The organism is Streptococcus equi subsp. zooepidemicus, assembly GCF_015689395.1.
Lineage (GTDB): Bacteria > Bacillota > Bacilli > Lactobacillales > Streptococcaceae > Streptococcus > Streptococcus equi.
On record NZ_CP065054.1, the window covers coordinates 1,317,824 to 1,342,661 of the forward strand.

The following is a 24,838-nucleotide window of genomic DNA, read 5'->3' on the forward strand; positions in this document are numbered from 1 at the left end:
CAGACTTTTTTAATGTTTTCGTGGTTGAAAAAGAAGCCCTAATTGTCAGTCAGTCCACTAGGATACAAGCACCCAGCATAGTCAAAATAACCAATATTGCCATTATCATTATAAAAGGGCAAATCTGGTTGTAATCATTAATTTTGCAGTACCATTTTCTAATTGAACAATACTGCCGATAAGTAAATAAGTCATGTCATTCTCCCTAATGTTCTCTATTAAACAGTTTCTTTGAAGCTTTTCTCCCATAAAGACTTGAAACGTTTATACAAAATAATAAGGCAGATGAACAAATTAACAACAATAAACTATTCATCAATAGAAAAAATAAGCAAAAATTGTTAACGATACTAAAAATATCGTCAGCATTAGTATTATTTGGTTAATATCATATTTCCAGTATCTTTTCCCTTTCTAATGAATGCCATTTAAAACAGACTTCTTCATTTTCTTTATCAATCTTCTTTTCTTTAGTGGCGAATAGTCCAATATCAGCATCGTTAATATTGCTATGAAAATGCCAATCATCAGAATAGTTGTGCTTTTTCCTTTATACAGATAAAGAAAACTCATACAGACTGAGCTCATTAACAAGATTACTAGACAAATTTGTATCACCCAATTTTGTAAATTTGCTGATTTTACAACTTTTGCTAAATGGTTATCAGATAAATGATATGGAGTAAAATTTGCTTTAGAACGTACAAATAAAATAGTCCCAGCTCCAAATATAATAGATAATGCCATTAGTAAGCCTAAACTGATCACTCTAAAAACAAAATCGTCAATAATACCAATATATGTACCTATTACTTGGAAAAATGTATAGCTTATACTTGACATGACTGGTCCTAAAAGCATTATTCCATTACTGTTTTTCTTAATATCTGTCAAATAAACTTCCTTAGTAGTAGTATCAATATAAATCGCTCTATCCGAAAGCCAACCAAAATTGATATAATTTTTCTTAAATGCACTCATCCAAAAGCACTCCCTAGTTTTCCAAAAAAGCCTGAAACAACATCACCTACATCATTGACAAAATCATTTGTATCCGATACAATACTGTCTTTATTATCATAGGTTGCATCAAAAAGCATTGATAAGCCGACCCCTAACACAAACCCAAAAAGGCCACCAACGGCTGTACCAACACCTATAGCTATTCCCATATGTGCTGCTGTTATTTTGTAATACTACCATATAACCCTTTCTAACTCTCTAATAATTGTATATATTTTATTATAACAAAATAATCTACCTTATTACTAGTGTATAATTAATCAATATAACCATAATTATGACATTGTATACTCTAATCGATTGCTATTTACTAGTATTATCTATGCTAAGTTTAGGATATTTAATATGGCCTGCTTTCTTTGTCATTATAAAAACAGCCAGAAATGACATCAGGTAGTTAAGTCAACTATACTGTGTGAGAATTGTTGCTGTCGGTTTAATAGGGCTTTTCGAGCCTGTATGTTTATCTAAAACTCATCAGCTTTTTGGCTTTATCCTATACTTACCATACAAGGCTTTTTAATCATAGCTTTAGCTGTTTACAACTGCTTTTAAGGCTTTACCACTAGCCAAGAATGACGACAACGAGCAGCTAATGCAATACCTTGCTTTCTATGCTGACTTGTTCTACAATAGAAGGCATGAGTATAACTAAAGAATTTGATACAATTGCAGCCATTTCAACTCCATTAGGTGAAGGAGCTATTGGCATTGTTCGCTTGTCTGGTACTAAGGCTCTGGACATTGCTAAATCGATCTTTAAAGGAAAGGATCTAACAACGGTCGCCTCACATACCCTTAACTATGGTCATATTATCAGGCCAAGCACAGGTGAGGTGATTGATGAGGTCATGGTTTCGGTGATGCTAGCGCCAAAAACCTTTACCAGAGAGGACGTGATTGAAATCAATACCCATGGTGGTATTGCAGTGACAAATGACATTTTACAGCTCCTCATTAAACAGGGAGCTCGAATGGCAGAGCCCGGCGAATTTACAAAGCGTGCTTTTTTAAATGGCCGTATTGATCTGACACAAGCCGAAGCGGTTATGGATCTGATCCGTGCAAAGACTGATAAGGCCATGTCTATTGCTATCAAGCAGCTAGATGGCTCCTTATCACAGCTCATCACCAACACACGTCAAGAAATCCTAAATACCTTAGCCCAGGTTGAGGTCAATATTGACTACCCCGAATATGATGATGTTGAAGAAATGACCACTGCTCTTTTGCGTGACAAAACACAAGAATTTCAGGCACTTTTAGAGCAGCTTCTACGCACTGCCAAGCGCGGAAAGATCCTGCGTGAGGGCTTGTCAACAGCTATTATCGGCCGACCAAATGTAGGAAAGTCTAGTCTGCTCAATACCTTGTTGCGTGAGGACAAGGCCATTGTCACTGATATTGCAGGAACAACTCGTGATGTCATTGAAGAATATGTCAATATCAAGGGAATTCCACTAAAGCTAGTTGATACTGCCGGAATTAGAGAAACAGATGATTTAGTAGAGCAAATTGGTGTTGAGCGCTCTAAAAAAGCCCTACAGGAGGCTGATCTGGTCCTTTTGGTTCTCAATGCTTCGGAAAAGCTGACCGAACAGGACAAGGCTCTGCTAGCCCTTAGTCAGGATAGCAATCGCATTATTCTCCTCAATAAAACCGATCTGGAGCAGGTCATTGAAAAAGACCAGCTTCCAGAAGAGGCGATCCCAATATCAGTTTTGCAAAACCAAAATATTGACCTGATTGAAGACCGGATCAACCAGCTTTTCTTTGATCATACTGGACTAATAGAGCAAGATGCGACTTACCTATCCAATGCTCGTCATATTTCCTTGATTGAGCAGGCAGTACAAAGCTTAGAGGCTGTCAATGAAGGACTTGCTTTAGGAATGCCGGTTGATCTCTTACAGATTGATTTGACCAGAGCTTGGGAAATTCTAGGAGAAATCACAGGCGATGCCGCACCTGATGAATTAATTACTCAATTGTTCAGCCAATTTTGCCTTGGAAAGTAAAAGCTTACTGATCTTTTTGTCATAATTGCTAGATAAGACCTTGATAAGCATGACTGCCTATCAATGTCTCCTCTAAAGCTAGTTTTACGTCTGTTCTTACAGGGACTTTTCAAACGATGATCCACTGTGGCATTTCTCTTAGCAAATAATGGCTTGACGCCAAACAAAAAGCCTTATGAAGTCTCATTAAACGACTGACTTCATAAGGCTTTTATTCGTTAATATTAGCAAGGCTCATCTTAGACAGAGACCTTGTTCAATCTCTTATTTGATCAATTCATAAATAGCTTCAGCGTAGATCGCGGCAGAGCGGTAAATGTTATCTAGTGGCATGTATTCATTGGCTTGGTGCATTGTGTTTTCATCACCTGGGAACATCGCACCAAAGGCAACACCACGCTCAAGCAAGCGTCCAAAGGTGCCACCACCGATAACCTGCTCGTAGCCCTTGAGTCCTGTTTGCTTTTCATAGACTGACAAGAGGGTTGAAACCAGCTCATCGTCCATTGGCACATAGTGAGGCGTGTGCTCATGCTCAGATAAGGTAACCTTAGTCAAGCCTGGTAATTGCTCAAGCCCTGCCTTTAGCACTGCCGCATTGGTTCCCTTTGGATAACGGAAATTCAAGGCAATGGTATTGTCATCTGAATCCTTAGCAAAGCTAAAGACGCCTGCATTCATGCTAAGGGCACCCATTTTGTCATCTGTATAAGCCAAGCCAAGCTTTTCTGCTGCGAAATCCTCATGAAGCACCTCACCTGCAATATGCAAATAAGCCTTGGCTGCGCCATCAAAGCTAAATTGATTTAAGAATTTAGCAAGCAGGGTTGCACCGTTAACACCAGCTTCCGGTGTAGAGCCATGAGCAGATTTTCCAATAATGGTTACTTCTAATAGCCCATCAGCCTCTTTGACGGAGCCTGTCACTGCATGCTCAGATAAGAATTGCTCCAAAGAAGCTTCGATAACATTAAGCTCGTGCGGTGAGCTGATAAGAGCTGTCGCTGATTCAGGAACCATATTTTCACGTAAACCGCCTTGGAAGCGATGAAGGACAAAAGATCCAGCATTTTGACCAGCAAAATGAAGGTATTCTGTAATGTTTCCTTTTTCACCATTGATAATGGGAAATTCAGCATCTGGTGAAAAACCAAAATCAGGGTTCTTCAAGCCATTGTGGGCAAAATAATAGTCCATATCACCCCAGCCTGACTCCTCATCAGTCCCAACAATGAAGCGAACCCTTTTAGAAACTGGCAAGCCTAATTCCTTGATGATTTTCAGGGCATAATAGCAAGCCATGGTTGGCCCCTTATCATCAGATGAACCACGCGCATAGATACGATTATCCTTAATCACTGGCTTATAAGGGTCTGTCTCCCAGCCACTACCAGCAGGTACCACATCTAGATGGGCAAAAATCCCTAACACCTCATCTCCCTGACCAAATTCAAAATCACCAGCATAGTTATCAATATTACGCGTTTGGTAACCATCACGCTCTGCTAGGGCAAGAAAGAACTCCAAAGCCTCAACTGGTCCAGGGCCAAATGGGTGCTTGGCATCTGCCTTAGAATCGTCTCGCTCGGAATTAATGCTTAACAGGTTTGATAGGTCCTCTAGCATAGCTTCCTTGCGCTTATCAACCTCTGCTTTAAAATCAATTGTTGTCATCTTTTTCTCCTTTATCTGTTTGCCTAGCTATTCTCCTAAATCCAAGGACTTATAGGCTAGCTGGACGTAATTGTGTATCCTAGCGTCTTTCAATGATTTCGTCTACTGGTAGGCGATAGCTAGGCTCTGGCTTATCATCGCTATAACCCACAGTTATCAATAATTCAGGACGAAAGCGTGGATCAATATCTAAAATCTCATTAGTTAGCTTTTTATTAAAGCCTAAAATAATATTTGATGCCATTTTCTGGTCCGTTAAGGCAAGCACCAAATTCATCGCCACCAAGCCAGCATTAATGGCTAGGTATTCGCCTTTTTGGGTCTCAGTAAAGGTAGCAAAGCGTGGCGGCAGGGTCTCCATGTAATAGCCAATCAAGTCATCAGGCAAGGACTTGACCCCAATGCGGGCAATCTTACGAGAGCGCTGAATGAGGTCGGTATCAGAAAACAGGGCAATAACATACTGAGCCTGCTCTACTTGAATCTTATTAGCCAGCGGCAAATCCTTTGCCAGCTCTGCCTTTTTTTCCTCAACAATGACAAATTTCCAAGGCTGAATATTATTAGCGCTTGGTGCCAAAGTGGCAACCTCAATAGCTGTTCGCAAGTCATTATAGTCAACTGGCTTGTCATTAAACCGTTTAATAGCATGGCGTTTTTTATTTAATTCGAGAAATTTCACTGCAAATGCTTCCTATCTAATTCTTTTATGTTGTAGTATCATTCTATCATTTTTTGAAACTGGTTTCAGCTATTTTTTCACTTTTGTCAAGAAAATTCAGACTGTTAGGGCTCCTGATAAGGCAAATTCAGGTGTCACTTTTTGAGGTAAGGTGATCAATCAGCGCTTCAGCGACCGTTTTTGGAATCCCTAGCTGCTGAATCTCTTCAAGGCTAGCCTGTTCAAGAGCAGTCATGCTTTTAAACCGCTTGAGCAGTAGCTGCTTGCGCTTTGGCCCCAAGCCTGCAATGTGATCTAGCTTTGATGAAAAGGCATTTTTACTCCTGACCTGCCGATGAAAGGTAATGGCAAAACGATGAACCTCGTCTTGTATACGATGCAGCAGAAAAAACTCTTCTGAATTTCTCGGCAGCTCAACAACTGCCAAGGGGTTCCCAAAAAGCAATTCATGGGTCTGGTGCTTGTCATTTTTTTGCAGGCCAGCTACTGGAATGCTAAGGCCTAGCTGGTGCTCAATGACATCGCGAGCAGCCTTGACCTGCCCCTGCCCACCATCAACAATAATCAAATCAGGTACCTGTAGCCCTTCATGCTTCACGCGGCTATAACGACGATAAATCACCTCTCTCATGCTCGCATAATCATCTGGACCAATCACTGTTTTGATTTTAAATTTGCGATAGTCCTTCTTGCTGGGCTTCCCATCGACAAAAACCACCATCGCAGCTACCGGACTTGTGCCCTGAATGTTTGAATTGTCAAAGGCCTCAATACGAACAGGCTTTTCAATACCTAACAGCTGACCAAGATGCTCAATAGCACCACTTGTTTTTCTTAAATCCTTTTCCAGCAAATCAAATTTTTGCTGAAGGCTAACCCGAGCATTCTTAGTTGCTAAGGCGACCAGCTGCTTTTTTTCCCCTCGCTGCGACTTGACAATCCTTGCTGGAACAATGGCTGCAACCAAGGTCTCATCAATCGTCTCTGGAATAAAGACCTCCTTAGGGATCAAATGCCGTTGGTCACTGTAAAATTGCCCGACATAGGTCAGAAAATCCTCTTCGGCTTCATTATAATAGGGAAACATATTCACATCTCGCTGAATTAACTTACCCTGACGGACAAAAAAGACCTGCACACACATCCAGCCCTTATCAACAAAATAGCCAAAAATATCCCTATCCTGCAAGTCCTTACTCATCACCCTTTGCTTGGTCCGCATGGTGGCAATACCTGAAATCAAATCACGATATTCAGCTGCTCGTTCAAATTCTTGCTTGTTAGAGGCTTCAAGCATCTTGGAGCGCAAGCCATCAATGATATTGTCGTCCTTGCCAGTTAAAAACTGCTTGACATCAGCAACCAAGCTATCCCAATAGGCCTTGTCCGTATGGCAAATCGTATGAGCCTGACATTGCCCTAAATGATAGTAAAAGCAGACCTTGTTAACAGGGTTTTTGCATTTTTTAAAAGGAAAAATACGGTCTAGCAGCTTTTTAACCTCAGTGGCAGTGTAAGCATCTGGATAGGGGCCAAAATACAGACCGTCATTTTTTTTAATCTGACGTGTGATTAATAATCTTGGAAATGGCTCGTTAGTGATCTTGATAAAGGGATAAGACTTGTCGTCCTTTAGCTTGATATTGTACTTGGGCATGTTCTCTTGAATCAAGTTGATTTCCAATAAGAGTGCCTCTGTATTTGATCCTGTGACAATAAACTCAAAATCAGCTATTTCAGAAACTAACAGCTCTGTCTTGGTATCATGGCTTCCTCGAAAATAAGAGCGTACGCGATTTCTCAGATTTTTGGCCTTGCCAACATAAATAATAGTGCCAGCCTTGTCCTTATGCAAATAACAGCCCGGACTATCTGGCAAAAGCTCTAGCTTGTGTTTTATCAGTTCATTCATGCTATCATTTTACCAAAAATTCAGCCATTTGACTTCAAAACAGATCTTCTTGCCACCTCAAGCAAGCTCAGACTCCCTCTCAAAGACCTATTATAACTGGCTATTAAGATCTCGCTTGACTTTCTGAACAAATACGGTGGGTTATGGTAACATAAAAAACAGCCCAAGCAGAGATTGACCTCAAAAAGCTAGACAAAGCAGCTAACGATTCAGGTGCAGCACAGCATGAACTGTTTCATATAACAAAGCCATTTAGTCAGTGGTCTTTCTCAATTGATTGTATCGTTCTAAAATATCCTTTTTATGTCCTGTGATGTAATCATAGTCTTCCTTTAGCGTGACAATGTCATCTAAAGGCTTCATGTCTTGACTGGCCTTAGCGTCCTTTCGAATTGGCCTATTACTAGTTGATTGACCAAAGGCCCGCTGCACATCTAAAGACAACATATAATTAATAAACAATTTGGCATCAGCCTTGGCCTTAGATTGCTTAACAATGGCAACTGCTGAGGGTAAAAAAACCGTTCCCTCCTTTGGATACACAATAGAAACGTTGGCACCACTCTTTAAAAGGGTGACACAGGGGTCCTCATAGGTAAGACCGACAGTCATCTTTCCTTCTGCTACTGACTGATAAACATCTGATGAGCTAGCAGATTTGATCGAATTAATACTATGGATCAATTGCTTGATGTAGCTCCAAGCCTTGGGGTTAGTGTAGCCTCCCTTGGCTAAGAGAATATTGGTCAGCTGAGAAAAGGCACTAGAGGAGGTGTTGGGGTCTGCAAAAGCAATCTTTCCCTTTAGCTCTGGCTTTAGCAAATCCTCATAGCTGGTAATGACCATATCCTTTGCCAATTCATTATTCACAATAAGAACACTTCCATTAAGCGTATAAGGGGTTGCGACCTCGCTTTGCAGCAGGTAATCAGGCAATACAAAGCCAATATGCTTTGAAAGGTATGGCTCAAATAGCTCCTTATGACTCTCAAATTGTGTGTAATTCCCCCCAAAAAAGATGTCTGCATGGAGCTGATCCTTGCCTTTTTGCAAGCGATCAATGAGCTGACCTGTGCTTCCTTGGATCAGACGGATTTTAATACCATATTTTTCTTCAAATGCTGGAATCGTACCTGTTAAGATATTTTGACTGTTGGGTGTCAAAACAACCAATTCTCTTGGTTTGCTGGGAGCTGATCCTGCTTGATGTCTCCAGATAGCATACAGGCCAGAGCCAATCAAGCCCAGTATCACTATTGCCATTGCTAATAGCAGTTTTTTTCTTGTCACAATGAACTCCTATCTGATCTCTGGTGTAATACCGTTTCTCTGAAATCCTTGACCGTTTGCCCCAAATATTTTTTAAACACACGATCAAAATAGCGGTAATCATAAATGCCAACAGCCTCTGCAAGCTGATAGACCATCACATCCGGCTCCGCAATCAGCAATTGAATTGCTCGATTCAGGCGGTATTGGTTGATATAGTCACTAAAAGTCATTTTCAGGTATTTTTTAGCTAAATGATAGAGGTGACTTTCGCTATAGCCCAGATCGTGAGCCAACTGACCAATCATGATTTTATCCTGGTAATGCTCATGGATCCAGCTGAGCATTTCTTGGACAACATCAGGCAATTGGTCATTAGGCTGTGGCAGTTTGAGGTAATCCTGCTGCTGGCTTAGCTCCTGCTCTTGAGACTGCTGTTGCAGCTTTTGGATAATAGTTAGCAAGCAATCATGTAAGGCCTGTCTTTCTAGAGGCTTTGTCAAAAACTCAAGAACTCCATAGTGGATAGCAGACCTTGCATTAGCAAAATCAGCATAGCCAGACAAGATGATTTTAGCATAGGACTGCTCTTTTGTGGCCTCAAACATCTCAAAGGCAGTCATAATCGGCATGTTAATGTCTGTCAAAACAATATCCGGCTTAGCCTCTGCAATCAGCCTAGCCCCCTGCTGACCGTCCTTAGCTTCCCCGATAACAAGGATATTTAGCGCATGATAATCGATCGCATAACGAAGCCATTTGCGAATAATATGCTCATCTTCAACGATTAGTAGCTTATACATCTGTTACTCCTTAACCACATAGGTTAGCAAAAAGCGCTCGTCTCTTTGACAAAAGATCAATTCAACTTTTGTAAATTGATGCTTGAGTCGACGATAAGAATTGACCAAGCCATGATGTGAATCCTCTGAATGCAAGAGCTCTTTAATATCGGCCTGCCTTTTTTGACTAATTCCAGGACCATTATCTGCAACGGTAAAGTAAATCGCATCGGCAATCCGCCTCACACTGATCTCAATCACAAGGTCATGGCGATAGCGCAGACCATATTTGATCGCATTTTCAACTAATGGCAATAAAAATAATTTGGGAACCCTTAGGGTCTCTAGGGCTGGTTCAACAGCTATCGTGTAGCGTAACTCCTCAAACCTGATCTGGCTAATCAACAGGTAGGATTCTAAGACAGCCAAATCCTCCCCTAAACACACAGCCTCCTGCGATTCATCTAAGCTATAGCGAAGCAGCTTGGTTAGCTGAAGGACAATTTTTTCTGTGAGGTCACTGTCATAATGACTCGTAATCAAAATTGTTTCAAGCGTATTGTAGAGAAAATGAGGGTTAAATTGGGCTTCCAGCATGCGTTTTTCAAAACTCACATTTTGCTTTTCTAAGGCTAGGGTCTTCTGATGAAGTGCCTGCAATCGGCTAATCATCTGATTGATCTGAACCGACAGGTATTGAAATTCATCTTGACTTTGCAGGTCAATGGCATTTTTTTCCTGCCTTGAGATGGCCTGCATATCAAGAACCATCTGATTGATCGCTGTTGAATTGCTAGAAGCAATCTGTGTCGCCAGAGCCTTGGACTTCCAATACAAAATAGCATAAATCATGACAGAGGACATCAATGAAAACAAGAGCGCAATAGAAACTGGAATCAAAGGGCGGTAGCTGTAAAGAGTGATAGAAGGACTAAGAGCGACCTTTCTTAGGATAAAGGCATGATGCTCATGAAAGATAAAATAGCCCTTAAGAAAATGACTGTCAAGCTTATTCAGACTTGAGGTCATAAAGGTCCGATTGGTAAAGGCAAAGCTATTGTCAAGCTGATCTGCAATCACAAAATCTGAAGCAATCTGATGTGAGAGCTGAAGAAAATCCTTACCATTCATCACAAGAAGCGAATAGCCCTTAACCTGATGTTCTACCTTAATAGGCTTTATCAGCAGTAAATGATGCCCCTCCTCATTATCCATACTGATCCTCAAGAGGCTACTCCTTTGCCTTGCTTTTTTTAAGACTTCTGTCATATAGACAGCATTGCGAAAAAAATTTCCCAGATGCTGATTACTAGCAAACAGCATGTGACTGTTAGCATCAAAAACCAGCAGCTCTGATTGGCTTTGTGAGCGGTTTCTTAGGTGATAATATTGCTTGCTAAGGTCAGAAGAGCTCAGCTGATGATTCACAAATTTGGTCAGAATATGCTGATTGAGCTCCGTTAAAAATGCCTTATTTTGCCGAATCAGCTGGTGATAGCTATGTTCAACAGCCTTCAAATCTTGATATAGCCCAATTTGCTGAGGTGCCAAGGAAAAAACAAGAAAGAGTCCGATCAGTAAAATGGACAAAATCAATGATTGGTGTGAAAAATGATGTGAAATATCATCCTGCAATCGCTTTTTAAATCTTTCTTCCATAGGCAGCCTTTTCCCCTTATTTCCTTCTATTATACCAAATCATTTCTTAAAGCTAAGAAAATCTTAATCTATCTAACAAATTCATAAGCTATTTCAGCAGCCCTCACTACAAAAAAGGATAAGCAAAGCAAGAAGTCCCTGCCTTACCTATCCTTGATGCTAGGAGATTATTAGCAAATACCTAAAAGACCAAGAACAATACCCAATAGCATAATGCCAAACATAATCCAGTTAATGTTCACCTTCTTACGCAAAAGCCAAAAGGCGGTCATGGTTACCAAAAGAGGGACAATTCCAATAAAGAGCTGATCCAAATAATTTTGGATAGAGGCTGCTTCCTTGGCTCCCTTTGCAGCTACTGTTAAAATGGTCTTAAACTTCACATTTGAAGCTGTCATGGAGCCAACCATCATTAACCCAAGCATGCTTGAGGTCTTGGTCACAATCTTAATACCACCAGACTCATAAAGCTTTTTAATAAAGCCAGCACCAACAGAATAGCCACCATAAAGGCTATAATAATGAATGATAAAAGCAGGAATATTATAGAGAAGTAAAAAGACTACTGCTCCCATCGCTGAGCCTGTGCTAGCAAGTGAAATCCCAATACCTGCTGCAATGACCCTCAAAATACCCCAGAAAAAGGAATCTCCGACACCAGAAATAGGTCCCATCAGAGAAGCCTTGACCGCTGTAATCGCACTGGCATCAAAGGTCGGATCCTCACTGTTTTTCTTTTCCATTGAGGCAACCAAGCCCATGATAAAGTTATTGATATGCATGGTCGCATTAAACCAAGTGGTATGACGAACAAGGGCGTCTGCCTTATCCTTGTCTGTCTTATAAAAGAGATTGATAACAGGCAACAAGGTATAGATGACCCCAACAGCGTGGTATTGCGTAGCTCCTGTACGACTAGCATTCATGGTCCATGAACGCCAGAAAACAGAGCGTAGCATTTTTCTTTCTTCTTTAGTTAAATTGTCTTGAGATCTCATGCAAAGAAATCCTCCTCTTCTGATTCTTTAGAGTCAAAGCTGCTTTGGTTACTGATAGCTCCCTTAGTAATGGCATCTAACTCTAAATCACGCTGCGAGCTGATCACACAGATAACCGCACCAAGTGCTGCCACAGCTACTGCTGGTAGCTTCAAATAAGCTGTCAACACAAAGCCTAATAGGAAGAAAACTGCTAGCTTATTTGTCCATAAGAGCTTCATTAGCATGGCAAATCCGACTGCTGGAAGAAGGCCACCAGCTGCACTTAGCCCATTCATCAGATTTTGTGGAATATGCTCAACAAAGGCGTTAACAGGTCCGCTTCCAACCAGGATACCGATAAAGGAAATAGAGGCAATAATCAAATAATAGACAATCCATGTGCCATAGTGCAGCATGACAAGCTTACCCTGATGGTTTGCCGCTGCTGCCTTATCAACCATTGGCGCAAAGATATTCATAAAGACATTTTTCAAAAACATGACCACAAAGGCTGCTAACATGCCAATCGGAACAGCTAGCGTCATAGCTGCTTTTTGATCAATATGTGAAATGATGGTAAAGGTCGTTGCCATAGCTGTTGCTGTTACAGGCTCTGCTGCAATGACACCACCAATGTTAACATTTCCTAGGAAAAGTGCCTCTAGTGATGCTCCCATCAAGATACCGACCTTCATATCTCCTAAAAGCAGGCCTGTCACCAAACCAACCACGAGAGGTCTTTCCATCATGCTTTGGCCGGTTAAATAATTTCCCCCGAAACAAATCAATACAGCTAGGGCTGCCATTGTTGCTGGTACTAACATAGTTATTACACCTTTCTTTATTTGATGAGCTGGCTCAGGCTAACCTTGCTATTAGATGGCAGTACCTGATTGAAAACATCTAGGTTAGGCAGGCTAACCAGCTCTTTTGCTGCTTCTAATTCAGCCGGATTTAACAATAGGCTTGAAGCCAATTTGACCTTAGTTGCTGGGTCTGACTTGTCAAAGCGCCCTACATTTGCAACGTTAACAGCCTCTAAGTCCTTCACCTGCTTTGCAATCTGGCAAGCATCCTTAATCGAGCTGACAATGACAAAAATACGCTTATCCACTGCGCGTGGATCATTGAAAACCTTGATAGAGTCCTCAACAGAGCGAATCAATAATTTCATGCCATTAGGGACTGCCATTTTTAGGGTCATTTGTGTAATCTCATTTTTAGCAGCCTCATCGTTAGCCACCACAAGCAAAGGGGCATTAAGCTCCTTGGTCCAAACAACAGCAACCTGTCCATGAATCAATCTGTCGTCAACACGAATTTGTGTAATCATTTCATTTTTCCTCCTCAATTAAAAAAGTCATCTTCTGCGGCTGTCGCTGGAGCTAGATCCACCAGCTGCACCTGAGAATCGTTAATCGTTGCTACAATCTCGTCTTTTGTCAGCTCTTCTTCTGGCTTTAAAAACATCAACGATAGCAAGGCTGCAAGATTACTATTTGAAATCAAAAAGATATTTTCCTTGCCACTGTCCATTAGGGCAGTTACTATTTTTTGATTAACACTGCCACCTAATAAATCTGTAAAAATCAGTGCCTGCTCGTCAGCTGCTACATCTTCGATAAAGGTCAATACCTGCTCAGTATAATCACTATCATCAATATAAGCGTCAATGACTTGTAATTCCTGACCTCTACCAGCCAAAATGTCAATAGAGCTTTTCAGACCGCTAGCCATTTTCCCATGACTACCTATTAAAAATTTACGTTTCATGCTTCCTCCAACTGCTCTTTTACTTAAGCTAAACCAGATAAGAAGTTCAATCTCGTTTACCCTAATAACCAAGCTATAATTGTATTCTATCAAATGAAAACGTTTTTAAAATGGATTATCCTATTCAATATGTAGACAATTCTGCATAACGTAAAAGCCAGGTTTCCCCGGCTTCAGCTTAATGATAGCGTTTGTTCTGATGGCTTTTCTAACTGATAGAGCCTACTTACACCCCACCAAGCCACACTTAACAGCTAAGTGAACTGCTCTAACAAGCTTTTTTAGGAGCAGCAAGGGCTTTACTTTTCCTATAAAGCAGCGTATCACCAGCTATTCTCATCAGTTACCAGCTCCCCAAAGCTGCCTGCATTGCTAAGCTAACTGATGTGATCGCTAGCCAGCAAATCCCACCCAGCAAAATGGCCTTACCACCAGTTTTGACTAAGGTCACTAGATTGGTATTGAGTCCAATCGCTGCCATGGCCATAACGATAAAGAATTTTGAGAGTAGCTTAAGCTGATGAAAGATTGCCATTGGCAGACCTAAGCTAGCAGCAAAGGTGGTTATCAAGGAAGCTAGCAAGAAAAAGACAATAAAGGTCGGAAAAGCCTTTCTGAGGCTAAAGGAACCCTCTGTCGTATGTGCCTGCCTGCTCTTGGTTTGGTAAATAGATAATCCAAGTGTTATGGGAATAATAGCCAGCGTTCTGGTTAATTTGACAATGGTTGCCCCATCTAGCGTATTAGACTGGTGAATAGCGTCCCAGGCTGTCGCTGTAGCTGTTACAGATGAGGTATCATTGACTGCTGTTCCAGCAAAAATAGCAAAGCCATGATTTGATAAGCCAAGCATCTGACCCAAAGCTGGAAATAGCAAGGCCGCCAAGATATTAAACAAAAAAATAACCGAAATGGCCTTGGCAATGTCATCGTCCTGCGCATCAATGACAGGAGCTGTGGCTGCAATAGCAGAGCCACCACAAATAGACGAGCCCACACCAACTAAGATAGCTGTCTTGGCTGGTAGCCTTAACCATCTTTTGAACAAATAGCTTATGCCCAAGGCAGTCACAATCGTTACTACAATAATTGGCAGGGATTGCAGACCAACCGCTAAAACCTGCGTCACGTTTAAGCCAAAGCCCAAGAAAACCACAGCCAGCTGCAAAATATATTTGGACGTAAAAGCAATTCCTGCCTTAGTATAGGCACGATTCTGATAAATAAGAGCCAATAGCATTCCCAATAAAATAGCAAAAACTGGCGCTCCAATAATAGGAAATAAGCTTCCCAAATACCAGGCAGGCAGTGCTAACAGCAAGCACAGTAAAACGCCCGGTAATTTTTCTAAAGATGTTAGCATATGAATCTCCTTTTCCATTAGCTATTATAGTCCTTTTAGAGAAGCTTGTAAAACCGAACTGAAAAAACTTAAGCTAACCACCGATACGCACTCGCATAGTAGGTTGTTTAGGGGTTTCACACTCTTTAGCGCAAAGGAAGCTGCAAGTCTCCTTACAAAAAGCAGATTGACCACCTGCCAATCTGCTTGTCTCTTTTCTCTATGTATCTAGCTGCATTTTTATTTCTTTGATTTAGCCACTAGCATTGGCTAAAAGCTCTACCTTTTCATTGGCCGCTAGCAACTCCTAGCTCTTATCAAAAATCCCTAACCATTCGGCGTAGCCCTCTTGCTCCATTTGATCATAGGGGATAAATTTCAGCGCGGCTGAGTTAATGCAATAGCGTAAGCCCCCTGCCTCCCTGGGACCATCATTGAACACATGCCCCAGATGGGAACCAGCCTCACGACTTTTGACCTCAACACGTCGCATACCATGTGATGAGTCATGATGATTGGTTACCATACGGTGGTGAATTGGCCTTGAAAAGGCAGGCCAACCGCAGCCAGAATTGAATTTATCCAAAGAGGAAAAGAGCACCTCTCCACTCACCACATCAACATAAATCCCCTTCTCAAAAAAATCATCATACTGACCTGTAAAGGCTCTTTCGGTCGCTGCATGCTGAGTGACCTCAAAAGCCAAATCTCCAATACGCTGGCGAAGCTCTTCCTTAGATTCCATAGCTGCCTCCTTATAAAAATAACTGATTAACTCTATTGTAACAAAAAGACCGAGCATTTGTGAGCCATAAGCTTAGATTTCTCTAAATCAAGCTGACAGCCAGTATGGCTTAAGCCTTCAAGCCTAACAGCAGTCTGATTAAGCCTCCTGCATTAAGGCTTGACGTCAAAGCTCCAGATCATAACGATTATTCTGGCTCTATCATCTCTGTAGAGGGAACGCCACTGTGGAGATTGTAGGCTTTTTCAGTATACCCCAAAACCCCATATGACTTATCCCAAACCATCATTAAAAAAGCTCATATGAAAGACCTTAAGAGTAGCATAGAATGGCTCGGAATGAACTATCCAAATACCAATATTTACAGCTATTTGTCAATCCCCCACAGAGATGATAGGAGCATTATACTCCAAACCATCTCAAACATACAAGCCTGTCATGACACAATCCCTGATCTCTAGCCTATCAAGACATCAAGCATAAGAGCCAGATCACATGATCTAGCTCCTCATTTGGCATATCACTATTTCTTACTCTCATCGTCCATCGACAAGACGCTTAAGAAGGCCTCTTGCGGCACCTCAACAGAGCCAATCGCCTTCATGCGCTTCTTACCAGCCTTTTGCTTTTCAAGCAATTTGCGCTTACGCGAAACATCTCCACCATAGCATTTTGCAAGAACATTTTTACGTAAGGCCTTGATGTCAGAGCGGGCCACAATCTTTTGACCAATAGCCGCCTGAATCGGCACCTCAAATTGCTGGCGAGGAATGATTTTCTTCAATTTTTCAACAATAAGCTTGCCACGCTCATAGGCAAATGCTCTATGAACAATAAAGCTAAGGGCATCGACCTTATCGCCATTCAACAAAATATCCATTTTCACCAGCTGCGAGCGACGGTATTCAGCAATTTCATAGTCAAAACTAGCATAGCCCCGCGTTGATGATTTCAGCTTATCAAAGAAGTCAAATACAATTTCAGCTAAGGGAATATGGTAAATCACATTGACACGATTGTCATCAATATAATCCATCGTTACAAAATCCCCACGCTTACGCTGGGCCAACTCCATAACCGCACCAACAAACTCCTGCGGTACCATGATCTGGGCTTTGACATAAGGCTCCTCAATACTATCTACCTTAGTTGGATCAGGAAATTCTGACGGGTTAGAGACCTCAAGCATGTCACCATCAGTTGTATTAACATGATAGACAACAGACGGTGCCGTCATGATCAAATCAATGTTAAATTCACGCTCCAAGCGCTCTTGAATGACGTCCATGTGCAATAGCCCAAGAAAGCCACAACGAAAGCCAAAGCCTAGTGCTTGCGAGGTTTCAGGCTCAAACTGTAGGCTAGCGTCGTTAAGCTGAAGCTTTTCTAAGGCCTCACGAAGATCATTGTATTTGTTAGACTCAATCGGGTAAATCCCTGCAAACACCATTGGATTCATCTGCTTGTAGCCATGCAAGGGCTCTGCTGCAGGATTTGTAGCCAGAGTGACCGTATCACCGACACGCGTATCAGCAACTGTCTTGATTGAGGCCGCAATATAGCCAACATCACCAGTAGCAAGAAAATCCCTACCAATAGCCTTAGGGGTAAAAATCCCCACCTCAGTCACATCAAAGGTTTTTCCATTTGACATCATTTGGATCGTATCACCTGGCTTGACCATACCATTGACAACACGCACCTGCAGGATAACCCCACGATAAGCATCATAAACCGAATCAAAAATCAAGGCCTGCAGCGGTTGTTCAACATCACCAGACGGTGCTGGAACCTTTTCAACAATTTGCTCCAAAATAGCTTCAATACCAATTCCAGACTTTGCAGAGGCAAGCACAGCCTCTGAAGCATCTAAACCGATAACGTCCTCTATTTCCTGACGGACCCTTTCAGGATCAGCTGCTGGTAAATCAATCTTGTTGATCACTGGAAGAATTTCCAGATCATTATCAAGCGCCAAATACACATTTGCTAAGGTCTGTGCCTCAATCCCCTGAGCAGCGTCAACCACTAAAATAGCCCCCTCACAGGCAGCCAAAGACCGAGAGACCTCATAAGTAAAGTCCACATGCCCTGGCGTATCAATCAAGTGAAAAATATAATCTTGGCCATCTTTCGCAGTATAGCTCAACTCAATAGCATTCAGCTTGATGGTAATCCCACGCTCACGCTCCAGATCCATAGAATCAAGGAGCTGTGCCTGCATTTCACGACTTGAAACCGTTTCTGTTTTTTCCAAAATCCGGTCGGCAAGAGTCGACTTACCATGATCAATGTGGGCAATAATAGAGAAATTACGAATGTTCTCCTGACGTTTTTTAAATTCTTGACTGTTCATTCTATTTTCCTATACATTTAGTCTTTTACCTATTATTGTACCAAAATAATGACAATGGCGCTACAGCAACCTTTTAAGCAGGCAATAATCGCAGTACCGCCACTTGCTTGTTTCAATAAATCATTTATTTGTTGCCCTAGCATTTTAGGAACTTGAATAGAAACCAGAAAATAAACAAATAGAATAGCAGCTACTGTTAGGTTTACGATAATTCCTACAATGATTGACTCAGCACCTGCTGACACAAGCTAACAAGAAGTAAAGCCATAAGACTTATGTCACCCAGCCCTTATCATTGGCCTTGATTTTTTAAACAAATCATACCAGCTATAGCCTGCTGTAAAACATGTCATCTATCTTTGATCATATTCTGAAAAAATATCCACTCATTCCAGAGCGGACCACTATGAAACGTGAAAAAGTCAAACGCTTACAGCCACCGATAAATGTCATAAGTCACCAATTCCAATAAGACCTACCTGCCACCAAAAGTGACATAGACAGCTTCAACAATATGTCTCCTGCTATATCATAATCTGCATTAAATGACAAAGCCACTCCTAAATATCTCTTAGTAAAATAAAAATCCTGCCAAAGATTTTTTGGCAGGATTTTTAGCAGAAAACCAAACACATTTATCAGTTTCTTCAAGTCGCTCTTCGCTCTAAAAGACTGGTAAATTGGGATTCGGCAATCTCTTGGGATACTCTATTATTTAATTTTATATTTTTAATTTTATTGAATATAGAGTGCTTGGGTGAAATCACATAACCTAACGATAAAATCATTCCAATAGCGTAGCACATGACAACAACATTAAGGTAAAAATAAATCATTATTTCTAATGTACTTGACAAAATCTCCTTTACAAGAATGATTGTAACTAAAATTGGAATCAAAATTGTACTTTTAAAATATAGCCAAAATTGTTTTGCAATTTGAGAGATTGAAAGAACTTCCTTTGACTGTTTATAGACTAATGTAAAAGTTAGGAGTTCAAGCAAAAAACTCCAAAAAATGTGTCTTATTTTATGAGTGCATTGCCAATCTACAACTCCTTCTAAATCCTGATCTGAAAATATTTTTTAACGAAATATATTACTTAACCAGAATGGTATAGAAATTAAACCTCTATGTTTAGCCGGGGCTGATGCGATAGATTGAGCAAGAACTATAATCGCTTTTGGTGCCTCATAATGATTTGTCATTAGATAGGTTGAAATATGTCCTGCTAACCTGGTACTAACTAAATACACAGGCTTTTTGAGTGATAATTGCTGGAGACTTTCTTCCAAAAGATTCCTATAAGTGACATTATTTTGCACCTCTTCATCTTTTAGAGTCTGTTCTATCAGCTGTACTAAATCTCTTTCATTCATGATTTCACACCTCTCTATATAAATTAAAATTATGGACGACTTGCCCAAGGTCCATGGTTAACCCAACCATTGACAATTATCTTACCAACATATGGTCCTGCCACACTCCAGTCCATACCACATTTTGCACTATTTTTTCCTGTATTCCAACAATATACACCGGTCCCTCCAGGTAATTTTACAACTCCATTTTTTCCACCCTCAACTGATTTCAATTACTCTTCAGTCAACGCTATAAATTTTGTATCCATGACGAATATCTCCTTTATATGTGTTTTTATTTTGTCCGGTTGCAACCTTGACAGACTTAGTATAACACTTTCTATTAAAATTTGTTCTCCATTTCCTAAACAGTCATCGAAACGTCCTAAATGGGAAAAATTTACCGCTTAAGACTTAAATTCAACCGTTTGAGATAATTTGATAGATTTGTCAGATTACCATTTAGGACGTTTCGATAACCAATATCTGCCTCAACAAGCTTATATTTTTAGTGGATCAATTTTAGAAAATCTTACTCTCGGTGCAAACCAAGCGATTGCTCAAGAGGGTATTATCAATGCCTGTGATATGGCAGAAATTAGAGAAGATATTGAACAAATGCCTATGGGCTATCTGATGGGGCAGGATTGTCTGGTGGACAAAAACAGAGAATCTCATTAGCTAGAGCATTATTAACCAAGTCTCCTATTCTAATTCTCGATGAGGCGACAAGCGGACTAGATGTCTTAACGGAGAAAAAAGTGATTGATAACCTAATGTCAATGACCGAGAAAACGATTATTTTCGTTGCCCATCGTCTTAGTACTGCTGAACATACTAACCAAATTGTTGTACTTGATAAAGGAAAAATAATCGAGATAGGTTCGCATAACGAATTAATGACGCACCAAAGGCTTCTATCATCATTTATTTAGTAAGTAAGGAGATATTCATGAATCCAAATCTGTTTAGAAGTGCTGAATTTTATCAGCGACGCTATCATAATTTTACGATAATTCTTATTATACAACTAACATTACTCGTCATATTTTTACTTTCATTTTCTTTTCTTGGTCAAAAAGAAGTAACGGTATCGTCACGAGGTGAAATTATGCCTACAAAAGTCATTGCATCAATACAGTCAACTAGCAACAATGCTATCGTTAAAAATAATCTTAAAGAAAACCAACTCGTTAAAAAAGGAAAACGTTTAATCAAATATAAAGAAACCATTGAGAGTTCTCAAAAGAATTCTCTAGAATCACAATTAAATACGTTGAATAAACAAAAAGTTGGTTTAGAGACATTGAAAGAAAGTCTCAAACAAGGAACGAACCTCTTACCACAAAATGATGAATTTGGTCTTGCTGACACCTTCAACAACTTTATAAATCAGTCTCAAGAGATTAAACTTGGTATCGCTAAAATAAATACAGAAGTATCCAATCAATCCACACTTGCAAATAACACCCTTGCTGCAATTGATACTCAAATCAATACTATAAACCAGCAGATTTCAGAATATGAAGATCTTCGTCAAGCTATCTCAAATCATAACACAATCTTACCAACTGGTAATCCTCATCAAGATATTCTCAATAATTACCTGTCTCAATCACAAGAAGAACAAACTTCCACGTCTAACCAGTTTATCTCTCAGATTAACCAGACTATTTCAGGTTTAGAATCATCCCTCTCTGGGCTTAGCATTCAAAGAGCAGGTACTGGTAGTAGTGCAACATACGATAACAGTTCAGAAACCAAAGTTGAAGTCTTGAGGACTCAATTTCTACAGAATGCTTCACAACAGCTGTCAACCATCGACAGTCAAATCACTGAACTTAAAGCTCAGCTAGAACAAGCAAGTGTATAGTTAGACACTAATGTTGTTTTAGCACCAGAAACCAGGATTATTCATCTAAATAATGAATACGAGGGGAAAAGTCTTATCCCAAATGGTAGTGATATTGCCAAAATCTATCCTAATATTACTCAAACTAGAAAAGCTCTGATTACATACTTTGTAACTTCTGATTATGTTTCTCTCCTTAAAAAAGGTCAAACTGTTCGTCTAAATCTTCAAAAAGTGAGAAAACAGTCCATCACTGTTAATGGAAAAATTTCTACTATTGATAAAACAGCAACAAAAACAGAACAAGGTAATCTTTTCAAGATTACAACTCTTGCCAAACTCCCTTCCAAGGATAGCTACTTGATAAAATATGGTGCACAGGGTCGTGTTACAAGTGTTATCGCTAAAAAATCCTACTTCGACTTTTATAAGAATAAACTGTTGTCAAATCATGATTAAACCATTCCGGACGTTTCGATGACCATTTAGGATTTAGAGAAATAATATATTGATCTTAAATTATAATATTAGAAAAAAGAAGGAGGTCCACAAATGGAAAAACAAAATTCACTCACTCAATTTCAAGAACTAAATTCATCCGAACTCAATCAAATAACAGGTGGAGATTGGTGGTCAGAGATATTAAATTTTAATCGCTCTCAAAAATATAAACATACCTCCGTGGGTTCTAATAATATTATTGTCTAACATATACTTAGTATTGTAATAATAGTTTTTTTAGTAGAAATCATAACCACCCGTCCAACAGGTGGTTTGAATAGGGACTATAAGCCCATATAACTAGCCAGCGCCTAAAGACGCTGGCTTTCACTTTGTTCAAACCACATTGCTATTGACTCGTCACTTGCCTCTCAAAGAAGTATTTGTATCACTTACCCTTATCTCTAAAGGGATCTTCATATTCTTTTACACTCAGTTTATCTAGTGCTATGTCATGTTTTTCTTGTTCTTGAATATATTTTTTTATTGTAGCTTCATTTAATCCAACCGTACTAATATAATAGCCTTCTGCCCAAAAGTGTCGATTACCAAATTTGTATTTCAGATTGGCGTGCTTGTCAAACATCATAAGCGTACTCTTACCTTTTAAATATCCTATAAAACTTGAAACACTTATTCTGGGTGGAATGCTTACTAACACGTGTACGTGATCTGGCATCAGATGTCCTTCTATATATTTCTATACCTTTATAGCTACATAATCTTTGAAAAATTTCTCCCAAACTGCCTCGATATTGATTATAGATTACTTTTCGTCTATACTTAGGGGTGAACACAATGTGATATTTACAATGCTACTTTGTGTGCAATAAACTGTGGGGCTTTTGTGCCATATTTTTACTCCTTTCGCTTTACAATTGGCTTGAACACCTATATTGTAGCGCGTTTGGAGTTTTTTTGTAGTATAACGTTCGATGCGCACCCGCATAGCGGGGGATTTTTGTTTCGCACCTACGGAGCGAAACGGACTAAAGTCACTAAGTCATAACCACGCGTAAAAACGGGTGGCTTGTACACCGGCTATAAGCCGTTTCTCTCCAGCGACGTCTAAAGACGTTCGCTGAACTTCGTTCAGGTTAGTGCTATGATTACTTGACTAATGCCCGTAAAAACGGGCTTTTATCTTGTTTTAAAACTGCCATCTGAAAATGGATCTTCATATTCTTTAACACTCAACTTATCAAGTGCAATGTCATTTTTCTCCTACTCGCGAATATATTTCGCTACCGTCTTTTCGTTCAGTCCAACGGTACTAACATAGTAGCCTCTAGCCCAAAACTTTCGATTTCCATACTTATATTTTAAATTAGCGTGTTTATCAAATATCATGAGAGCACTTTTACTTTTCAAATACCCCATGAAATCGGAAATCGAAAGTTTTGGAGGTATCAAGACGAGCATATGAACATGATCTGGCATCATATGTCCCTCAATGATTTCCACGCCCTTGTATTGACATAGGTGACGGAAAATATCAATTAAGTCCTGTCTAATTTTGTAGTAAATGGATTTTCTGCGGTACTTTGGTGTGAAAACTATGTGATATTTGCACATCCATTTGGTATGTGATAAACTGTAACTGGTTTTAGCCATCTCTTTTTCCTCCTTGATCTAACCTGAACAATTAGATTATAACAGGAAAAAGAAATGGAAGCTCAAAGCCTTGTCAGCCACCAGCATAGCTGGTGGTTTTCTTGTTTTTCTCTACGAGAAAAACTGGCTCGAAGCCATAATAAAAATAAAAACCCTGCCAAAAAATCTTTGGTAGGGTTTTTAGCAGGAAACCAAATCAATTTATCAGTTTCTTCAAATCGCTCTTCGCTTTAAAAGGCTAGTAAATTGGGCTTCCGCAATCTCTTGCGATACTCTATTATTTAAGAGTGATAGTTGCTCCAGCTTCTTCAAGCTTAGCTTTGATTTCTTCTGCTTCTGCTGCTGCAACACCTTCTTTGATGTTAGCAGGTGCGCCGTCAACAAGACCTTTAGCTTCTTTAAGTCCAAGACCTGTGATTTCACGAACTGCCTTGATAACACCAACTTTTTTGTCACCAGCAGATGTCAACTCAACGTCAAATGAATCCTTAGTAGCTTCTTCAGCACCACCAGCAGCAGCTACAGCTACAGGAGCAGCTGCAGTCACACCGAATTCTTCTTCGATAGCTTTTACAAGATCGTTAAGCTCAAGGATTGAAGCTTCTTTAATTTCAGCAATAATGTTTTCAATGTTTAATGCCATTGTCATTTCCTCCAAATAGTTATATTAAATAATGATTTGTAGCTCTAGGCTACCTCTAAAGGCCTTACGCAGCGCCTTCTTTGCTTTCTGCAACAGCCTTGACAGCGTATGCAACGTTGCGGACTGGGGCTTGAAGTACAGAAAGAAGCATAGAAAGCATTCCTTCGCGGTTTGGCAATGCTGCAAGTGCTTGAATTTCCTCTTTTGAAGAAACAACACCTTCGATAGCACCACCTTTAATCTCAAGTGCTTCAGCAGTTTTAGCAAAGTCGTTGATGACTTTAGCTGGTGCGATAACATCTTCATTTGAAAATGCTACTGCAGATGGTCCTACGAATATGTCCTTTAATTCGTCGAGACCTGCTTTTTCAGCTGCACGAGTCAAGATTGAGTTTTTGATAACCTTGAACTCAACGCCACTTTCACGAAGTGAACGACGAAGAACAGTATCTTGATCAACTGTAAGACCACGTGAATCTACAACAACGATACTTACAGCTGCTTTCATTTTCTCAGCGATAAGCTCAACTTGTTCAGCTTTTTTAGCGATAATTGCTTCACTCATTAGTTTTACCTCCGTTTTTATTTTTGGGCTAGGCACAAAAAAATCGCACCTAAACCTAGACACGAAAGTACAAATACGTTATCTTCA

General features: G+C 40.1%; 21 protein-coding genes, 4 pseudogenes and 1 other annotated feature (1 of these 26 only partly in view). Of the genes and pseudogenes, 5 read left to right on the forward strand and 20 right to left on the reverse strand.

Going from position 1 to position 24,838, the window contains the following annotated elements:
- Positions 1–414 precede the first annotated feature (414 nt).
- Positions 415–981 (reverse strand): hypothetical protein, encoded by a 567-nt coding sequence (locus I2432_RS06270; protein ID WP_196819645.1) that lies wholly within the window; start codon positions 979–981, stop codon positions 415–417.
- The gene (locus tag I2432_RS06275) at positions 978–1,172 is read right to left on the reverse strand and encodes a hypothetical protein (RefSeq protein ID WP_138119426.1); all 195 of its coding nucleotides are present in this window, start codon (positions 1,170–1,172) and stop codon (positions 978–980) included. The genes I2432_RS06270 and I2432_RS06275 overlap by 4 nt, the downstream gene beginning before the upstream one ends.
- Positions 1,173–1,664: 492 nt before the next feature.
- On the opposite strand from I2432_RS06275, the gene mnmE reads away from it, so the two are divergent.
- Complete coding sequence (gene mnmE, locus I2432_RS06280; RefSeq protein ID WP_012677809.1) at positions 1,665–3,041, forward strand: tRNA uridine-5-carboxymethylaminomethyl(34) synthesis GTPase MnmE; 1,377 nt, start codon at positions 1,665–1,667, stop codon at positions 3,039–3,041.
- Positions 3,042–3,305: 264 nt separating this feature from the next.
- Here the strand turns inward: mnmE and pepV are convergent, their stop codons facing one another.
- The 14 genes from pepV to I2432_RS06350 all read right to left on the reverse strand — a co-directional run bounded on the left by pepV (position 3,306) and on the right by I2432_RS06350 (position 19,594).
- On the reverse strand, positions 3,306–4,715 hold the full coding sequence (gene pepV / locus I2432_RS06285; protein ID WP_206158671.1) for a dipeptidase PepV: 1,410 nt from the start codon (positions 4,713–4,715) through the stop codon (positions 3,306–3,308).
- A 79-nt stretch (positions 4,716–4,794) separates the two neighbouring features.
- Positions 4,795–5,397, reverse strand: a complete 603-nt coding sequence (locus tag I2432_RS06290) for a nitroreductase family protein (protein ID WP_012515790.1) — start codon at positions 5,395–5,397, stop codon at positions 4,795–4,797.
- Positions 5,398–5,524: 127 nt separating this feature from the next.
- A complete protein-coding gene (uvrC, locus tag I2432_RS06295; RefSeq protein WP_206158672.1) occupies positions 5,525–7,309 on the reverse strand; it encodes an excinuclease ABC subunit UvrC in 1,785 nt (594 codons plus the stop codon).
- A 252-nt stretch (positions 7,310–7,561) separates the two neighbouring features.
- Positions 7,562–8,572, reverse strand: a complete 1,011-nt coding sequence (locus I2432_RS06300; RefSeq protein ID WP_049752574.1) for an extracellular solute-binding protein — start codon at positions 8,570–8,572, stop codon at positions 7,562–7,564.
- 23 nt (positions 8,573–8,595) lie between these two features.
- Positions 8,596–9,381, reverse strand: a complete 786-nt coding sequence (locus I2432_RS06305; RefSeq protein ID WP_196819647.1) for an AraC family transcriptional regulator — start codon at positions 9,379–9,381, stop codon at positions 8,596–8,598.
- Positions 9,382–9,384: 3 nt separating this feature from the next.
- Complete coding sequence (locus I2432_RS06310; protein WP_206152474.1) at positions 9,385–11,019, reverse strand: sensor histidine kinase; 1,635 nt, start codon at positions 11,017–11,019, stop codon at positions 9,385–9,387.
- A gap of 170 nt (positions 11,020–11,189) precedes the next feature.
- Positions 11,190–12,017: a PTS system mannose/fructose/sorbose family transporter subunit IID gene (locus I2432_RS06315; RefSeq protein WP_014623027.1), complete on the reverse strand. Its 828-nt coding sequence runs from the start codon at positions 12,015–12,017 to the stop codon at positions 11,190–11,192.
- On the reverse strand, positions 12,014–12,823 hold the full coding sequence (locus tag I2432_RS06320) for a PTS mannose/fructose/sorbose/N-acetylgalactosamine transporter subunit IIC (protein WP_012515795.1): 810 nt from the start codon (positions 12,821–12,823) through the stop codon (positions 12,014–12,016). The genes I2432_RS06315 and I2432_RS06320 overlap by 4 nt, the downstream gene beginning before the upstream one ends.
- Positions 12,824–12,840: 17 nt before the next feature.
- Positions 12,841–13,332 (reverse strand): PTS sugar transporter subunit IIB, encoded by a 492-nt coding sequence (locus I2432_RS06325; protein ID WP_012677801.1) that lies wholly within the window; start codon positions 13,330–13,332, stop codon positions 12,841–12,843.
- Positions 13,333–13,346: 14 nt separating this feature from the next.
- The gene (locus I2432_RS06330; RefSeq protein WP_043025999.1) at positions 13,347–13,772 is read right to left on the reverse strand and encodes a PTS sugar transporter subunit IIA; all 426 of its coding nucleotides are present in this window, start codon (positions 13,770–13,772) and stop codon (positions 13,347–13,349) included.
- 343 nt (positions 13,773–14,115) lie between these two features.
- Positions 14,116–15,135, reverse strand: a complete 1,020-nt coding sequence (locus tag I2432_RS06335) for a YeiH family protein (protein WP_038674217.1) — start codon at positions 15,133–15,135, stop codon at positions 14,116–14,118.
- Between the two features lie 286 nt (positions 15,136–15,421).
- The gene (msrB, locus tag I2432_RS06340) at positions 15,422–15,859 is read right to left on the reverse strand and encodes a peptide-methionine (R)-S-oxide reductase MsrB (protein WP_012677798.1); all 438 of its coding nucleotides are present in this window, start codon (positions 15,857–15,859) and stop codon (positions 15,422–15,424) included.
- A gap of 523 nt (positions 15,860–16,382) precedes the next feature.
- Positions 16,383–18,215, reverse strand: a complete 1,833-nt coding sequence (gene lepA, locus I2432_RS06345) for a translation elongation factor 4 (RefSeq protein ID WP_196819649.1) — start codon at positions 18,213–18,215, stop codon at positions 16,383–16,385.
- Positions 18,216–19,300: 1,085 nt separating this feature from the next.
- Positions 19,301–19,594, reverse strand: a complete 294-nt coding sequence (locus I2432_RS06350) for a bacteriocin immunity family protein (RefSeq protein WP_021320876.1) — start codon at positions 19,592–19,594, stop codon at positions 19,301–19,303.
- 465 nt (positions 19,595–20,059) lie between these two features.
- Between I2432_RS06350 and I2432_RS06355 the strand changes: the two are divergent.
- From I2432_RS06355 to I2432_RS06365, 3 genes and pseudogenes are all read left to right on the forward strand, one after another.
- Positions 20,060–20,518 (forward strand): annotated as a pseudogene (locus I2432_RS06355) (ATP-binding cassette domain-containing protein); the annotation flags it as partial.
- A 10-nt stretch (positions 20,519–20,528) separates the two neighbouring features.
- Positions 20,529–21,887 (forward strand): annotated as a pseudogene (locus tag I2432_RS06360) (bacteriocin secretion accessory protein).
- Between the two features lie 93 nt (positions 21,888–21,980).
- Positions 21,981–22,136, forward strand: coding sequence for a ComC/BlpC family leader-containing pheromone/bacteriocin (locus tag I2432_RS06365; RefSeq protein ID WP_012515807.1), 156 nt, complete (start codon positions 21,981–21,983; stop codon positions 22,134–22,136).
- 181 nt (positions 22,137–22,317) lie between these two features.
- Here the strand turns inward: I2432_RS06365 and tnpA (I2432_RS06370) are convergent.
- Both tnpA (I2432_RS06370) and tnpA (I2432_RS06375) read right to left on the reverse strand, forming a co-directional pair.
- Positions 22,318–22,729 (reverse strand): annotated as a pseudogene (tnpA, locus tag I2432_RS06370) (IS200/IS605 family transposase).
- A gap of 427 nt (positions 22,730–23,156) precedes the next feature.
- Positions 23,157–23,543, reverse strand: a pseudogene (tnpA, locus tag I2432_RS06375) (IS200/IS605 family transposase); the annotation flags it as partial.
- 54 nt (positions 23,544–23,597) lie between these two features.
- On the opposite strand from tnpA (I2432_RS06375), the gene I2432_RS06380 reads away from it, so the two are divergent.
- The gene (locus I2432_RS06380; protein ID WP_196819650.1) at positions 23,598–23,777 is read left to right on the forward strand and encodes a hypothetical protein; all 180 of its coding nucleotides are present in this window, start codon (positions 23,598–23,600) and stop codon (positions 23,775–23,777) included.
- Positions 23,778–23,820: 43 nt separating this feature from the next.
- Here the strand turns inward: I2432_RS06380 and rplL are convergent, their stop codons facing one another.
- Both rplL and rplJ read right to left on the reverse strand, forming a co-directional pair.
- Positions 23,821–24,186 (reverse strand): 50S ribosomal protein L7/L12, encoded by a 366-nt coding sequence (gene rplL / locus I2432_RS06385; protein WP_012677786.1) that lies wholly within the window; start codon positions 24,184–24,186, stop codon positions 23,821–23,823.
- A 64-nt stretch (positions 24,187–24,250) separates the two neighbouring features.
- Positions 24,251–24,751 (reverse strand): 50S ribosomal protein L10, encoded by a 501-nt coding sequence (gene rplJ / locus I2432_RS06390; protein WP_012515812.1) that lies wholly within the window; start codon positions 24,749–24,751, stop codon positions 24,251–24,253.
- 28 nt (positions 24,752–24,779) lie between these two features.
- Positions 24,780–24,838, reverse strand: a sequence feature (ribosomal protein L10 leader region); it runs 77 nt beyond the window's last position.

Coding starts and splice junctions, on each gene's coding strand:
- mnmE (WP_012677809.1), top strand. CDS start 1,665: ATGAGTATAACTAAAGAATTTGATACAATTGCAGCCATTTCAACTCCA.
- I2432_RS06315 (WP_014623027.1), bottom strand. CDS start 12,017: ATGAGATCTCAAGACAATTTAACTAAAGAAGAAAGAAAAATGCTACGC.
- I2432_RS06270 (WP_196819645.1), bottom strand. CDS start 981: ATGAGTGCATTTAAGAAAAATTATATCAATTTTGGTTGGCTTTCGGAT.
- I2432_RS06335 (WP_038674217.1), bottom strand. CDS start 15,135: ATGCTAACATCTTTAGAAAAATTACCGGGCGTTTTACTGTGCTTGCTG.
- I2432_RS06365 (WP_012515807.1), top strand. CDS start 21,981: ATGGAAAAACAAAATTCACTCACTCAATTTCAAGAACTAAATTCATCC.
- I2432_RS06325 (WP_012677801.1), bottom strand. CDS start 13,332: ATGATTACACAAATTCGTGTTGACGACAGATTGATTCATGGACAGGTT.
- rplL (WP_012677786.1), bottom strand. CDS start 24,186: ATGGCATTAAACATTGAAAACATTATTGCTGAAATTAAAGAAGCTTCA.
- lepA (WP_196819649.1), bottom strand. CDS start 18,215: ATGAACAGTCAAGAATTTAAAAAACGTCAGGAGAACATTCGTAATTTC.
- I2432_RS06350 (WP_021320876.1), bottom strand. CDS start 19,594: ATGAATGAAAGAGATTTAGTACAGCTGATAGAACAGACTCTAAAAGAT.
- msrB (WP_012677798.1), bottom strand. CDS start 15,859: ATGGAATCTAAGGAAGAGCTTCGCCAGCGTATTGGAGATTTGGCTTTT.
- I2432_RS06300 (WP_049752574.1), bottom strand. CDS start 8,572: ATGGCAATAGTGATACTGGGCTTGATTGGCTCTGGCCTGTATGCTATC.
- I2432_RS06305 (WP_196819647.1), bottom strand. CDS start 9,381: ATGTATAAGCTACTAATCGTTGAAGATGAGCATATTATTCGCAAATGG.
- rplJ (WP_012515812.1), bottom strand. CDS start 24,751: ATGAGTGAAGCAATTATCGCTAAAAAAGCTGAACAAGTTGAGCTTATC.
- I2432_RS06330 (WP_043025999.1), bottom strand. CDS start 13,772: ATGAAACGTAAATTTTTAATAGGTAGTCATGGGAAAATGGCTAGCGGT.
- I2432_RS06310 (WP_206152474.1), bottom strand. CDS start 11,019: ATGGAAGAAAGATTTAAAAAGCGATTGCAGGATGATATTTCACATCAT.
- uvrC (WP_206158672.1), bottom strand. CDS start 7,309: ATGAATGAACTGATAAAACACAAGCTAGAGCTTTTGCCAGATAGTCCG.
- I2432_RS06320 (WP_012515795.1), bottom strand. CDS start 12,823: ATGTTAGTACCAGCAACAATGGCAGCCCTAGCTGTATTGATTTGTTTC.
- I2432_RS06380 (WP_196819650.1), top strand. CDS start 23,598: ATGGAAGCTCAAAGCCTTGTCAGCCACCAGCATAGCTGGTGGTTTTCT.
- pepV (WP_206158671.1), bottom strand. CDS start 4,715: ATGACAACAATTGATTTTAAAGCAGAGGTTGATAAGCGCAAGGAAGCT.
- I2432_RS06275 (WP_138119426.1), bottom strand. CDS start 1,172: ATGGGAATAGCTATAGGTGTTGGTACAGCCGTTGGTGGCCTTTTTGGG.